Origin of the sequence: Mycobacterium hainanense (assembly GCF_041890355.1) — a bacterium.
Lineage (GTDB): Bacteria > Actinomycetota > Actinomycetes > Mycobacteriales > Mycobacteriaceae > Mycobacterium > Mycobacterium hainanense.
In genome coordinates this window covers 4630308-4643996 of sequence record NZ_CP169059.1, presented here as the reverse complement: position 1 = coordinate 4643996, position 13689 = coordinate 4630308, and the positions used below count along the sequence as shown (strand labels likewise).

Annotated in this window: 14 protein-coding genes; 7 read left to right on the top strand and 7 right to left on the bottom strand. The window is 70.4% G+C overall.

From position 1 onward, the window contains the following. Positions 1 to 3: 3 nt before the first annotated feature. Complete coding sequence (locus tag ACEL92_RS21750; protein ID WP_374022698.1) at positions 4 to 1632, bottom strand: phospho-sugar mutase; 1629 nt, start codon at positions 1630 to 1632, stop codon at positions 4 to 6. After that, on the bottom strand, positions 1633 to 2439 hold the full coding sequence (locus ACEL92_RS21745; RefSeq protein WP_374022697.1) for a purine-nucleoside phosphorylase: 807 nt from the start codon (positions 2437 to 2439) through the stop codon (positions 1633 to 1635). It lies immediately after the preceding gene. 56 nt (positions 2440 to 2495) lie between these two features. Between ACEL92_RS21745 and ACEL92_RS21740 the strand changes: the two genes are divergently transcribed. From ACEL92_RS21740 to ACEL92_RS21730, 3 genes are read left to right on the top strand one after another with little or no spacing between them, the layout of a single operon-like run. Further along, positions 2496 to 3161 carry a cutinase family protein gene (locus ACEL92_RS21740; protein ID WP_374022696.1) on the top strand — a complete coding sequence of 222 codons (666 nt, stop codon included), beginning with the start codon at positions 2496 to 2498 and terminating at the stop codon, positions 3159 to 3161. Between the two features lie 35 nt (positions 3162 to 3196). Continuing rightward, positions 3197 to 4390 carry a M20 family metallopeptidase gene (locus ACEL92_RS21735; RefSeq protein WP_374022695.1) on the top strand — a complete coding sequence of 398 codons (1194 nt, stop codon included), beginning with the start codon at positions 3197 to 3199 and terminating at the stop codon, positions 4388 to 4390. After that, positions 4387 to 5565, top strand: coding sequence for an amidohydrolase (locus tag ACEL92_RS21730; protein WP_374022694.1), 1179 nt, complete (start codon positions 4387 to 4389; stop codon positions 5563 to 5565). The genes ACEL92_RS21735 and ACEL92_RS21730 overlap by 4 nt, the downstream gene beginning before the upstream one ends. Here the strand turns inward: ACEL92_RS21730 and ACEL92_RS21725 are convergent. Both ACEL92_RS21725 and ACEL92_RS21720 read right to left on the bottom strand, forming a co-directional pair. After that, positions 5562 to 6407 carry an alpha/beta hydrolase gene (locus ACEL92_RS21725; RefSeq protein WP_374026328.1) on the bottom strand — a complete coding sequence of 282 codons (846 nt, stop codon included), beginning with the start codon at positions 6405 to 6407 and terminating at the stop codon, positions 5562 to 5564. The genes ACEL92_RS21730 and ACEL92_RS21725 overlap by 4 nt on opposite strands. A 62-nt stretch (positions 6408 to 6469) precedes the next feature. Further along, positions 6470 to 6949, bottom strand: coding sequence for a gamma-glutamylcyclotransferase (locus ACEL92_RS21720; RefSeq protein ID WP_374022693.1), 480 nt, complete (start codon positions 6947 to 6949; stop codon positions 6470 to 6472). Between the two features lie 93 nt (positions 6950 to 7042). Here ACEL92_RS21720 and ACEL92_RS21715 point away from each other — a divergent pair, with 93 nt between their 5' ends. From ACEL92_RS21715 to ACEL92_RS21705, 3 genes are all read left to right on the top strand, one after another. Then, positions 7043 to 8458, top strand: coding sequence for an NAD(P)H-quinone dehydrogenase (locus ACEL92_RS21715; RefSeq protein WP_374022692.1), 1416 nt, complete (start codon positions 7043 to 7045; stop codon positions 8456 to 8458). Positions 8459 to 8523: 65 nt separating this feature from the next. Then, complete coding sequence (locus ACEL92_RS21710) at positions 8524 to 10266, top strand: glycerol-3-phosphate dehydrogenase/oxidase (protein WP_374026327.1); 1743 nt, start codon at positions 8524 to 8526, stop codon at positions 10264 to 10266. Positions 10267 to 10273: 7 nt separating this feature from the next. After that, positions 10274 to 11134 carry a pseudouridine synthase gene (locus tag ACEL92_RS21705; protein ID WP_374022691.1) on the top strand — a complete coding sequence of 287 codons (861 nt, stop codon included), beginning with the start codon at positions 10274 to 10276 and terminating at the stop codon, positions 11132 to 11134. Positions 11135 to 11446: 312 nt separating this feature from the next. Here ACEL92_RS21705 and ACEL92_RS21700 read toward each other — a convergent pair whose 3' ends face one another. From ACEL92_RS21700 to ACEL92_RS21690, 3 genes are all read right to left on the bottom strand, one after another. After that, on the bottom strand, positions 11447 to 12034 hold the full coding sequence (locus ACEL92_RS21700) for a hypothetical protein (protein ID WP_374022690.1): 588 nt from the start codon (positions 12032 to 12034) through the stop codon (positions 11447 to 11449). A 207-nt stretch (positions 12035 to 12241) separates the two neighbouring features. Beyond that, entirely contained in the window at positions 12242 to 12697 is a 456-nt protein-coding gene (locus tag ACEL92_RS21695; RefSeq protein ID WP_374022689.1) for an SRPBCC family protein, read from the bottom strand. 11 nt (positions 12698 to 12708) lie between these two features. Next, the gene (locus ACEL92_RS21690; protein WP_374022688.1) at positions 12709 to 13353 is read right to left on the bottom strand and encodes an ester cyclase; all 645 of its coding nucleotides are present in this window, start codon (positions 13351 to 13353) and stop codon (positions 12709 to 12711) included. Between ACEL92_RS21690 and ACEL92_RS21685 the strand changes: the two genes are divergently transcribed. Further along, positions 13346 to 13660 carry a hypothetical protein gene (locus tag ACEL92_RS21685; protein ID WP_374022687.1) on the top strand — a complete coding sequence of 105 codons (315 nt, stop codon included), beginning with the start codon at positions 13346 to 13348 and terminating at the stop codon, positions 13658 to 13660. The genes ACEL92_RS21690 and ACEL92_RS21685 overlap by 8 nt on opposite strands. Positions 13661 to 13689 lie beyond the last annotated feature (29 nt).

Below are 13689 nucleotides of genomic sequence, written 5' to 3'. Positions count from 1 at the left end.
TCGCTACAAGCCGCGCGCGACGGACACCAGCTCGTCGCGCAAGGCGCCGGCGCGCCGCCGGGCATCGTCGAGTCCGCCGGTCACCGCGCAACGAACCTCGATGTAGCACTTCAGCTTCGGCTCGGTCCCGGACGGGCGCACGACCAACCTGACCGACGTGGCGTCGTCGCCGCCGGTGACGATCAACGCGTCGGTGATGTCGGTGACCGTGGCGGTGAACCCGGCCAGCGTTTCCGGTGGCGCCGCCCGCAGCCGGCGCATCAGTTCGCCCGCTTCCGCGGTGTCGGCGACGCGGCGCGACACCGCGGCGACGTCGTGCACGCCGTACCGCCGGGCCAGTTCGTCGAGCGCGTCAACCGCCGAACTGCCCCGGTCCTTGAGCGCGGCCACCAGATCGCACACCAGCACCGCCGCGCTGATGCCATCCTTGTCCCGCACGGCGTCCGGGTCGACGCAGTGCCCGATCGCCTCCTCGTAGGCGTAGACCAGCGTGCCGCCGGGCACGCCGGCGTCGGCGCGCGCCAACCACTTGAAGCCGGTGAGGGTTTCGACGTGGGTGGCCCCATAATGACGCGCGACGGCCGCCAGCATCCGCGACGACACCACGGTGCTGGCCACTACCGCCGTCCGTGGCTCGGCGCTGCGCGACAAGATGTAATCGCCGAGCAGCCAACCGGTTTCGTCACCGGACAGCATCCGCCAGCCCGACGCGGTGGGGATGGCGACCGCGCAGCGGTCGGCGTCGGGATCCAGCGCGATCGCGACGTCGGCCGTGACGTCGGCGGCCAGGGTGAGCAGCGCGTCGGTGGCGCCGGGCTCCTCGGGGTTGGGGAAGGCGACGGTCGGGAAGTCGGGGTCGGGCGCGAACTGCGCGCCGACCGTGTGCACCCGCTCGAAGCCGGCGCGCTGCAACGCTTCCACGGCCATGGCACCGCCAACCCCGTGCAGCGGGGTGAGCGCCACCCGCACCGATCCGGTGCCGCGCCGCACCGCGGCGGCGCGCGCGGTGTAGCGCTCGACCACATCGGTGACGGCGGGTTGCACCGGCGCCCGGACGATTTCGTCGGCCGGGGGAGCGACGGCCATCGCGGCCTCGATCTCGCGGTCGGTGGGGGAGACGATCTGGATGCCGCCGTCGGCGTAGACCTTGTAGCCGTTGTCGGTCGGCGGGTTGTGCGACGCGGTGATCTGGATGCCGGCCGCGGCGCCGGTGCGTACGGCGTACGCGACCACCGGCGTCGGCACCGGGCCCGGTAGCAGCTGCACGGAAAAGCCTTGGGCGGCAAGCACTTCGGCGGCAACGGTGGCGAAAATGGCGGAGCCGTGCCGGGCGTCGCGGCCGACGATCACCGGCGCGCCGGCCAGGCCGCGCCCGCGCAGCACCCGCGCCACCGCCCAGGTGGCGCGCGACACCACCGCCACGTTCATGGCGTCCGGTCCGCCGCGCACCGGGCCGCGCAGCCCCGCGGTGCCGAACCTGAGCGGTCGCGCGAAACGCGTCGCCAGCTCGCCGGGGTCGCAGGCGGCGAGCTCGGCGGCCGTCGCCGGGTCGGGATCGTGCGCGATCCACTCCGCCGCAGCGCTCGCCAGTCCGGCGTCGTCGCCGGGCGCCCCGGGCCGCGCGGGCGTCATCTAGAACCGCGCCACGACGTCGGCCAGCAGCGCGCCCATCCGGCTCGCCGACGCGGCACCGGCGGCGAGCACCTCGGCGTGGCTGAGCGGCTCGCCGCTGATCCCGGCGGCCAGGTTGGTCACCAGCGACACCCCGAGCACCTCGGCGCCGGCCGCCCGCGCGGCGATGGTCTCGTGCACGGTTGACATGCCGACCAGGTCGGCGCCCAGCGCCCCCAGCATCCGCACCTCCGCGGGGGTCTCGTAGTGCGGCCCCGGCAGGCCGGCATAGACACCCTCGGCCAGCCCGGGGTCGCCCTGGCGGGCCAGGTCCCGTAGCCGCGGCGCGTAGGCGTCGGTCAGGTCCACGAACTGCGGGCCGACCAGCGGCGAGCGGGCGGTCAGGTTGAGGTGGTCGCTGATCAGCACCGGCTGGCCGACCGCCAGGTCCGGCCGCAGGCCGCCGGCCGCGTTGGTGAGCACGACGATGCGCGCTCCCGCCGCGCACGCCGCCCGCACCGGATGCACCACGTGGCACAGGTCGTGGCCCTCGTAGGCGTGCACCCGACCGACCAGCACCAGCACCCGGCGCTCGCCGATGCGCGTCGACATCAGCTCGCCGGTGTGCCCGACGGCGGTCGGCGGCGCGAACCCGGGCACATCGGCCTGGGGCAGCACGGCGGTCGGCGAGCCGAGGGCGGTGACCGCCGGGCGCCATCCCGACCCGAGCACGATGGCCACGTCGTGCTCGGGCACTCCGGTGCGCTGCGCGATGACCTGCGCCGCCAGTCGTGCCAGTTCGGTGGGGTCGGACGCGGGGTCGCTCACAGTCGGGGAGCTTAGCGCCGCGCTAGCCCGCGCCGGCATATGTGAAAATCTGCCGCATGAAACTTCATAGGTGGCAGGTGGTGGGCCTGGCCGTCGCCGTTGCGGCGTCACTGTTTTCGATCGCGGGTGGCCGGCTGCCGGCGGCGCGGGCGGACGGATGCCCCGATGTCCAACTCATCTTCGCCCGCGGCACCGCCGAGCCGCCCGGCCTGGGGGTCGCCGGCGACGCGCTGCTCGACGCCCTTCGGCCGGCCCTCGGCTCGCGCAGCGTTGACGCCTACCCGGTGAACTATCCGGCCAGCTACAACTTTCTGACCACCGCCGACGGGGCCAACGACGCACGCGACCACATCGCGCAGATGGTCGATCAGTGCCCCGCCACGCGGCTGGTGCTCGGCGGTTTTTCGCAGGGCGCGGCCGCGGTCTCCATGCTGGCCGGGGTGCCGCCGCTGGGCCAGACCATCGGCAACTTCGGATCGGCTCCGGCGCTGGATCCCGGGTTGGCGAACAAGGTTGCGGCCGTCGCGGTGTTCGGCAATCCCGGCAACCGCTTCAACACGCCGCTTTCGACGACGGGTCTGTTCGCCGGCCGGGCCATCGACCTCTGCAGCCCCGGTGATCCGGTGTGCGTCGTCGGCGGTCGCGACCGCGACGCGCACCACGATTACGGTGACCCGCCCTACCCCGGACAGGCCGCGGGATTCATCGCCGGACTGGTGTAGCCCGGGCCCTCAGGGCGCGGTGGGATACTGCGAGGATGCCCACCACCGCATTGGACCACCCCTCAGACAGGGTCGAGGATGTCGTGCGGCGACGTGGCTCCGACCTGATTGAGCTGTCGCATGCCATCCATGCCGAGCCCGAGCTGGCGTTCGCCGAGCATCGCAGCTGCGCCAAGACCCAGGCGCTGGTCGCCGAGCGCGGTTTCGAGATCACCGCGCCCGCCGGCGGCCTGGACACCGCCTTTCGCGCCGACTTCGGCGGCGGGCCGCTGACCATCGGGGTGTGCGCCGAGTACGACGCGCTGCCCGAGATCGGCCACGCCTGCGGCCACAACATCATCGCCGCCTCGGCCGTCGGCGCGGCGCTGGCGCTGGCCGAGGTGGCCGACGACCTGGGCTTGCGGGTGGCGCTGATCGGCACTCCCGCCGAGGAGGCGGGCGGTGGCAAGGCGCTGCTGCTGCGGGCGGGGGTGTTCGACGACGTGGCGGCGGCGGTGATGCTGCACCCGGGCCCGGCCGACATCGCCGCGGCCCGCTCGCTGGCGCTGTCGGAGGCGATCGTGCACTACCGCGGCAAGGAATCCCACGCCGCCGTCGCGCCCCATCAGGGGATCAACGCCGCCGACGCCGTGACCGTCGCGCAGGTGTCCGTCGGGCTGTTGCGGCAGCAACTGGCCCCGGGTCAAATGGTGCATGGGATCGTCACCGATGGCGGGCAGGCGGTCAACGTCATCCCCGGGCACGCGACGCTGCAGTATGCGATGCGGGCGGTCGAGTCGGATTCGCTGAGACAGCTGGAGGGCAGGATGTACGCGTGCTTCGCCGCGGGCGCGCTGGCCACCGGCTGCGAGTACGAAATCGACAACCCCGCACCCGCTTACGACGAACTGGTTCCCGACGAGTGGCTGGCCGACGTCTTCCGCGAGGAGATGCGCCGGCTCGGGCGCGAGCCGGTGGCCCGCGAGTTCGAGGCGACGCTGCCGATGGGCAGCACGGACATGGGCAACGTGACCCAGGTGCTGCCGGGGATCCATCCGGTGGTCGGGGTCGACGCGGGCGGGGCGATGGTCCACCAGCGCGCGTTCACCGCCGCCGCCGCCAGCCCCAGCGCCGACCGCGCCGTCGTCGAGGGCGCGATCATGTTGGCCCGCACGGTCGTTCAGCTGGCCCAGACACCCGCCCAACGGGAACGGGTGATGGCCGCGCAAGATCGGCGGGCGCACGCATGAGCCTGGCCGACGCCGCCACGTCCTGGCTGGCCGCACACCACGACGACCTCATCGAGTGGCGCAGGCACATCCACCGCTACCCTGAGCTGGGCCGCCAGGAGTACGCCACCACCCAGTTCGTCGCCGAGCGGCTGGCCGACGCCGGGCTGAACCCCAAGGTGCTGCCCGGCGGCACCGGACTGGTCTGCGACCTGGGCCCCGAGCACGAGCCCAGGATCGCGCTGCGGGCCGACATGGACGCGCTGCCCATGGCCGAGCGGACCGGCGCGCCCTACACCTCGACCATGCCCAACGTCGCGCACGCCTGCGGGCACGACGCCCACACCGCCATCCTGCTGGGCACCGCGCTGAGCCTGGCGTCGGCGCCGGAACTGCCCATCGGCGTGCGACTGATCTTCCAGGCCGCCGAGGAGCTGATGCCCGGGGGCGCGATCGACGCCATCGCCGCAGGAGCCATCACCGGGGTGTCGCGCATCTTCGCCCTGCACTGCGACCCGCGGCTCGAGGTCGGCAAGATCGCGATCCGGCACGGCCCGATCACCTCGGCCGCCGACCAGATCGAGATCACGCTGCACTCGCCGGGCGGGCACACGTCGCGCCCGCACCTGACCGCCGACCTGGTCTACGGGCTGGGCACGCTGATCACCGGGGTGCCCGGCGTCCTGTCCCGCCGGATCGACCCGCGCAACGCGACCGTGCTGGTGTGGGGCGCAGTCAACGCCGGGGTGGCCGCCAACGCCATCCCGCAGTCCGGGGTGCTGGGCGGCACCGTGCGCACCGCGAGCCGGCAGACCTGGGTCGGGCTGGAAGACATCATCCGCGAGACGGTCTCGGCGCTGCTGGCGCCGCTGGGCATCGAACACACGCTGCAGTACCGGCGCGGCGTGCCGCCGGTGGTCAACGAGGACGTCTCCACCCGCATCCTCACCCACGCGATCGAGGCCATCGGCCCCGACGCGCTGGCCGATACCCGCCAGTCCGGCGGCGGCGAGGACTTCTCCTGGTACCTCGAGGAGATTCCCGGCGCGATGGCGCGCTTGGGCGTCTGGCCGGGCCACGGGCCGCAGCTGGACCTGCACCAGCCGACGTTCGACCTCGACGAGCGGGCCCTGGCGATCGGCCTGCGGGCGATGGTCAACATCGTCGAGCAGTCGGCCGCGTTCTCGCGGCCCTAGCGCGTGGCCCGCACCACGTGCTCGGCGATGCGGGCGTAGCTGCGGCGGGTGACGTCGGCCGCGTCGCTCATGATGTTGTAGCCGTGGTCGACCCCGGCCACCTCGTAGTACTCGGTTAATGCCCCGACGGCGTCGAGCTTTTCGGCGTAGCGGCGGGCTTCGTCGCGTAGTCGATCGTGCTCGGCCGCCACGACCAGCGCGGGTGCGATGCCGCGGATTCCGTCGGCGTTGTCGCCCCAGGCGGGCGAGGCCAGCCGGTCGCGCCGCCGCGCGGCGTCGGGCACGTAGGCGGTGTCGAAGACCTCGCCCATCCACGGCTTCAGGACGGCGCGGCCGCCCACGCTGGACGTCTTGTCGCGGGCGGGCGTCACCAGGTCGAGCGGCGCGTAGTGCAGCACCTGCAGCGCGACGCGGGGGCCGCCGTTCTCCAGGGCTAGCCGCGCCGCAGCGGCGCTGAGGTTGCCGCCCGCGCTCTGGCCGCCGACGCAGAGCCGTCCGCCGTCCCAGTCGCGATCGGCGGCGGCCGCCCAGCACACGACGTCATAGACCTGGTTCGGCGCCGCGGGGAAGCGGTGCCGCGGTGCCAGCACGTAGTCGGGGTTGATCACCACCACGCCGGCGGTGGCGGCCAGGTACCGGCACCAGGGGTCGTCCTGTTCGGGGTGCCCGATCACGAAGCCGCCGCCGTGCACGTTGACGTAGACCGCCGGGTTCGCCGTGCCGGCCGGCGGGTGGTAGACGGTTGCCGCTACCGGACCGTGCCGGGTGGGGATGGCGACTTCGGAGGTCCGGCTGCGGAATTCGGGGAAGCGTACGGCAGCCTTGGGGGCCGGGTTAACGATGGCCGCGAACGTGCGGGCCAGTGCGTCGGCGACGACTGGGGTGGAGAGAATCGACACGGGCCTTAGGAGCCCGTTCCCGGACCGATGTTGCGGGCCGGCCTGGTGCGCAGGTTGTGCACGTAATCGGCTGGCGCTCCGGCGATTTCGGCCGCGTCGGCCATCACGCCCAGGTAGCGTGCCGACGGCAGGCCGCCCTCCCAGGCGTCGAGCACGTACAGCCACGCCAGCACGGGGTCGGTGCTGGTGTCCGACGAGATCCGCTCCACCCGGCAGCGGATCTTCTTGTGGACGCCGAACTCCGAGCCCTCCCATCGGTCGAGGTTGTTCTCGTCGGCCGGGGTCATGTCGTAGAGGACGACGAACACCTTGGAGGTCGGGTCTTCGACCACCGTGGCCAGCGCGCCTTCCCAGCCGATGTCCTCGCCCCCGAAGGTCAGGCGCCAGCCGTGCAGCCAGCCGGTTCCGGCCATCGGCGAATGGGGTGCCCGCTTGAGCATCTGCTCAGGATCCATGTTCGACCCGTAGGCGGCGTAGAGCGGCACGGGGAAATCTTAGACGTCACCCGCACGAGCGGTCTTCTCCCAAGCGTTTCGCCGCGCTGCACGGTGACCGGGTCCCCCGCTAGGTTGGGGGCTGTGGTGACCCGCATCGTGATCCTCGGTGGCGGCCCGGCCGGTTACGAAGCCGCGCTGGTGGCCGCGACCTCCCACCCCGATACCACGCACGTCACCGTGATCGACTCCGAGGGCATCGGCGGCGCGGCCGTGCTGGACGACTGCGTGCCCTCCAAGACGTTCATCGCCTCGACCTGGCTGCGCACCGAGCTGCGCCGGGCGCCGCGGCTGGGGTTCGACATCGACATCGACGACGCCAAGATCTCGCTGCCGCGGATCCACGCCCGGGTCAAACGGCTCGCCACCGATCAGTCGGCCGACATCGCCGAGCAGCTGCTCGGCGTGGGTGTGCACGTGGTGGCCGGTCACGGCGAGCTGATCGACCCCACCCCCGGGCTGGCCTGCCATCGCATCAAGGCGACCGCCCCCGACGGCACCACCAGGGAGTTCGAGGCCGACGTCGTGCTGATCGCGACCGGTGCCAGCCCCCGGGTCCTGCCGTCGGCCGAGCCCGACGGCGAGCGCATCCTGACCTGGCGGCAGCTGTACAACCTGGAGGCGCTGCCCGAGCGCCTCATCGTGGTCGGGTCGGGCGTCACCGGCGCCGAGTTCGTGCACGCCTACACCGAGCTGGGCGTTCCGGTGACGGTGGTCGCCAGCCGGGACCGGGTGTTGCCCTACGAGGACGCCGACGCCGCGGCGGTCCTGGAGGAGGCGTTCTCCGAACGCGGTGTCGAACTGGTCAAAAACGCCCGGGCCCAGTCGGTCACCCGCACCGAGGGCGGCGTCCTGGTCACCCTCGCCGACGGGCGCACCGTCGAGGGCAGCCACGCCCTGATGACCATCGGCTCGGTGCCCAACACCCGGGGCCTGGGGCTGGACCGGGTGGGCATCGAGCTGGGGCGCGGCGGCTACCTGACCGTGGACCGGGTGTCGCGGACCTCGGTGGCCGGTATCTACGCCGCGGGTGACTGCACCGGCTTGCTGCCGCTGGCGTCGGTGGCCGCCATGCAGGGCCGGATCGCGATGTACCACGCGCTGGGCGAGGGCGTCAGCCCGATCCGGCTGCGCACGGTGGCGGCGACGGTCTTCACCAGGCCCGAGATCGCGGCCGTCGGCGTGCCGCAGACCATGATCGACGACGGGTCGGTGTCGGCCCGCACGATCATGCTGCCGCTGCGCACCAACGCGCGGGCCAAGATGTCCGGCCTGCGGCAGGGTTTTGTGAAGATGTTCTGCCGCAAATCCACCGGCGTGGTGATCGGCGGCGTGGTGGTGGCCCCGATCGCCTCCGAGCTGATCCTGCCGATCGCGGTGGCCGTGCAGAACCGCATCACCGTCAACGAGCTGGCCCAGACGCTGGCCGTCTACCCGTCGTTGTCCGGATCGATCACCGAGGCCGCTCGTCGCCTGATGGCCCGCGACGATCTGGACTAGCCTGGGTTCGACACCGTCCTACTGGCGAGTAACCAGGTGAGGAGTCCTCTGCCGTGACCGATCCGATGCACGCGCCCACCGAGTTGGGCTCGCCGGCGTCCGTGCTGGGACCGCAGCACCGCCAGGTGGCCTGGGAGCGGCTCGGCACCGAGCAGTTCGACGTCGTCGTCATCGGTGGCGGCGTGGTGGGATCCGGTTGCGCGCTCGACGCCGCCACCCGCGGGCTGAAGGTGGCGCTGGTCGAGGCGCGCGATTTCGCGTCGGGCACCTCGAGCCGCTCGTCGAAGATGTTCCACGGCGGGTTGCGGTACCTCGAGCAGCTGGAGTTCGGGCTGGTCCGCGAGGCGCTCTACGAGCGTGAGCTGTCGCTGACCACCCTGGCGCCGCATCTGGTCAAGCCGATGCCGTTCCTGTTTCCGCTCACCAACCGCGTGTGGGAGCGGCCCTACGTCGCCGCGGGCATCTTCCTCTATGACCGGATGGGCGGCGCGAAATCCGTGCCGGCGCAAAAGCATTTGACCCGGGCCGGTGCCTTGCGGTTGAGCCCGGGCCTCAAGCGCAGCGCGCTGATCGGCGGGATCCGCTACTACGACACCGTCGTCGATGACGCCCGGCACACCATGTCCGTCGCGCGCACGGCCGCCCACTACGGCGCGGTGGTGCGCTCCTCCACCCAGGTGGTCGCGATGCTGCGCGAGGGCGACCGGGTGACCGGCGTGCGGGTCCGCGACTCCGAGGACGGCGCCGTCACCGAAGTCCGCGGCCACGTCGTCGTCAACGCGACCGGGGTGTGGACGGACGAGATCCAGGCGTTGTCCAAGCAGCGCGGGCGGTTTCAGGTGCGCGCGTCCAAGGGCGTGCACGTGGTGGTGCCGCGTGACCGCATCGTCAGCGACGTCGCGATCATCCTGCGCACCGAGAAATCGGTGATGTTCGTCATCCCGTGGGGCAGTCACTGGATCATCGGCACCACCGACACCGACTGGAACCTGGACCTGGCCCACCCCGCGGCCACCAAGGCCGACATCGACTACATCCTGCGCACCGTCAACACCGTGCTGGCCATCCCGCTGACCCACGCCGACATCGACGGCGTCTACGCCGGGCTGCGGCCGCTGCTGGCGGGTGAGAGCGAGGAGACCTCCAAGCTGTCGCGCGAGCACGCCGTGGCGGTGCCCGCCCCGGGCCTGGTGGCCATCGCCGGCGGCAAGTACACCACCTACCGCGTGATGGCCGCCGACGCGATCGACGCCGCGGCGCAGTTCGTCCCGGCCCGGGTGGCGCCGTCCATCACCGAGAAGGTCAGCCTACTGGGCGCCGACGGCTACTTCGCACTGGTGAATCAGGCGGAACACGTTGCGGCGCTTCAGGGTTTGCATCCCTACCGGGTGCGGCACCTGCTGGACCGCTACGGCTCGCTGATCGGCGACGTGCTGGGCCTGGCGACCGACAACGCCGACCTGCTGAGCCCGATCAAGGAGGCGCCCGGCTACCTCAAGGTGGAGGCCCTGTACGCCGTCACCGCCGAGGGCGCACTGCACCTGGAGGACATCCTGGCGCGCCGGATGCGCATCTCCATCGAGTACTCGCACCGCGGCGTCGACTGCGCCCGCGAGGTCGCCGACGTGGTCGCGCCGGTGCTCGGTTGGACGGCGCAAGACGTCGAGCGCGAGGTGTCGAACTACTGCGCGCGCGTGGAGGCCGAGATCCTGTCGCAGGCCCAACCCGACGACGTGTCGGCCGACGAGTTGCGGGCCAGCGCGCCCGAGGCGCGCGCCGAGATCCTCGAGCCGGTGCCTTTGAATTGAGCGTGTGGTGAGGCCGGCGCCGCTTCCCGTTCGCGACGGGCTCGGCCCGGCGCGGGTGCGGCTGCGCGGCGGGCCGGTCCTGGCCGAGCTGACCGCCCGGTTCGGTGCCGCGGCGCGGTCGAAGGTGCTCGCGGGGGAGGTGGTCGACGCCGGCGGCGCGGTGGTCGACGAGGCCACCGTGCTGCCCGCCGGTGCCAGCGTCTACCTCTATCGCGAACTGCCCGACGAGGTGCCGGTTCCCTTCGACGTCCCGGTGCTGCATCGCGACGCGGACGTCGTGGTGGTCGACAAGCCGCATTTCCTGGCCACCATGCCCCGCGGCCGGCACGTGGCGCAGACGGCGCTGGTGCGGCTGCGCCGGGAGTTGGGACTGCCGGAGCTGAGCCCCGCCCACCGCCTGGACCGGCTGACCGCGGGGGTGCTGGTGTTCACCGCCCGCCGCGAGGTGCGCGGCGCATACCAGACGTTGTTTTCCCGGGGTTTGGTGCGCAAGACGTATCTGGCGCGCGCCGCCGTGGATCCGGCGCTGGAGTTGCCGCGGGTGGTGCGCAGCCGAATCATCAAGCGCCGCGGCGTCTTACAGGCCACCTGCGAACCCGGGCCGCCCAACGCCGAGACGCTGGTGGAACTGGTTTCCCCGGACGGCCTCTACCGGCTCACCCCACGCACCGGCCGCACCCACCAACTGCGCGTGCACATGAACTCGCTGGGAGTGCCGATCGACGGTGATCCGTTGTACCCCAACATCACCGACGTGCCTGCCGACGATTTCAGCACGCCGCTGCGGTTGCTGGCGCAGCGCATCGAGTTCGACGATCCGGTGACCGGCGCGCGCCGCGAGTTCGTCAGCCGGCGACCGGGACCGTAGATTCGGATCGGTCCGTGAGACGCCGGCGGGTTATCCAGAGGCTGAAATGTTCGGCTGGCGGCGTTGGTCTGCGGCGGCATGCACCAAAGTGTGTTCGATTCGAGGGCCCCGTCGGTGGCGGTGATCGCCGCGATGGATCAGCACGTGGAGTGGCGCGATCCGTCGGTGACGCCGGAGTCTGCGGAATTGTTGGCGCACAGCCGAAGTGGGCCCACCTGTGCGGCCAACCTAAGTGTGATAGCCGCACTCATCACCATTGCAGGGCCTTCGACGCAGGTGACGGTCCCCCCGCTTGATTCAATAGGGGAAGCCTCAGTGTGCGTGCCGTGTGAACGGATGTGCTCGCCACATACGCGCCGCGAGTAGCAGCGCAACCAGTGGGTAGAACGCGTTCACCGCCACACTCGTCAAGGCGTTCGGCGCCTTGTAATCGAACCCAGCGCCAGGGCCACATGCCAGCGCAAACAGGGGAGCATCACCCAGGATTCCGACGGCTAGATATAGACCCGTACCCATGACAACCATCCCGGCAAAGAAAATGGCCGGAAGCCGGATCCAGTCAAGGCCTCGCGCGAAGGCGTAGACGAGCACGAGGTAGAAGGCGCCGAAGAGCAGTGCCGATACGAACCCGACGATCAGTTGCACAGCGCGCGGGTTGGCGATCAGGACAGGATCGATGCTGACCATGTGTGCGTATACGAACCTGGCCATGGGGTTAGCCGAGTGCGGGTCCGGACGGCCCGTCATATTGGCGGTGTCGATCAGGAACGACGTTGACGCGAATATCGCGAACACCGTGACGAAGAACCAGTCAAGTTTGCGTTCTCGCAGTGGAATTGGAACGCCGGACTGCATGGCAAGGTTGGCGTCGTGGGGCAACGCATCGGCGGTGGTTGACATGCACCGAATCGTAAGCCGGCGCGATATGGCTTGACGCGTGTTTCGTCGCTCTACACGATGCTGGCGCCACTGTCTCAGCGTCGAGCCGAGAAGGGGGCAAACATGTGTCTTGCGCCTGATCAGCCGAGCGAAACGTGAGCCATGAAATGTCCTTCGCTCACTCGCTGCCATGTGATCCAAAAGGCCACCACGGTTGTGGTCTCTAAATCAGCGAGCCGCGCGGCGTTCAGCCTCTCTTGCCAATGCCTCCGTTATCTCCGCATAGCTTTGTTGGAGCGTCCGACTTAGATTTTTAATCCCCGGTATGCGAGGCGTACATGATGCCGTCCATACGATGAGCGACCCATTCGGTCGGTCTTCGATACGGATGTCGCCTCGGTAATCTTTCAGAAGCAAGGCCTGATACCACGGAAGCGTTGCGGTGTAAGCCTGATGGTGCGGTTTCATTCCGTCGACGATCCGGTCGCGGGTCACGCCCCGTCCAATGCGCATTCTTCTGATACCGCCGACTGCCGTGTCGGGTGCTCCCCGCACTTCCCACGACGCAGAAGACACCCCCGGCATGAAATCTGACCATCGGCCGAGATCCATAAGCGCGTCGTACACCGAGACGGCGGTTGCCGACGACAGTTGTTCAACCGTGATTGATTCACGGGAGGGCATGACACTGGAAGTTAGCTGATAGGCGGGAGAACACCCATCTGAATCAGCACGCCGGCCATGTCAAAGTAGACCTTCTCGCATAAGAGTCGATCGCCGTCGAATTCGAAAATCCCCACTATCGGAATCTCGACGTGGCGTCCCGTTGGCGGGATACCCGACCATTCCCCGTCGTGGGTTCCGGTGATCAGCCCTTCGCCGAACACCGCGTCGTCGGCATGGCGCATCTTGCCGAGTTCGGCCTGCAGGTCGGGTAGTCCAGCCATGAGGCCCTGCAGTAGTTCTCGGACGGCCTCCTCGCCGTCGCTCGGGACGCCGTTCACCTCGTAACGTGGATGGGCGAAGGTCGCGATTGTCGCCTCGATATCGTGCCGGTTTTCCGCCTCGGCGTGCTCATTGACGATTGCCTCGCGGCGCTGGCGGAGGCTGGTGATGTCCTCGATCGCTGTCATCGGGGGCCTCCTCGATGTGTCGATGAATCCCCCGGTAGGGCGCCACTCTAGACCACCGGCGAAAAGCGTGGGGAGCTTTGCCCGCGGAAGACTCCTCCCGTTCCTGGGATCGGTAGCGGTCGGGTCATTGTCTGCTGATTCGAGCGGCGCGAGCGGATACTGATCCCCAGCATCCGGCGTCGAGGAAAGGCGCGAGGCGATGTCCAACAATTCCACAGTCAGGAAAGTCATCACCGGAGCGCTACTGTCCGGCGGCATGGCGCTGGCCGGTCTGGGGCTGGGCTCGGGCCCGGCCCAGGCTGACAACTTCACCGTCCCGCACGACTGGTGCCCCGGCCAACCGTTGCCGATGCCCGATGTCCGGTGGGACATGGGCGTCTGCCACCACTGGTACTGGGTCCCCGTCGGCGGCATGGGCAACGTCGGCCAATTCGTCTGGGAGGGCGACGCACCCCGTCGGCCGCTCGGTCCGCCGCCCTGTTACGGCGCCCCCATCTGCTTGCCCGGCCTGTAGGCGTGAGCCGCCCGCGATCGGGTAGCCCG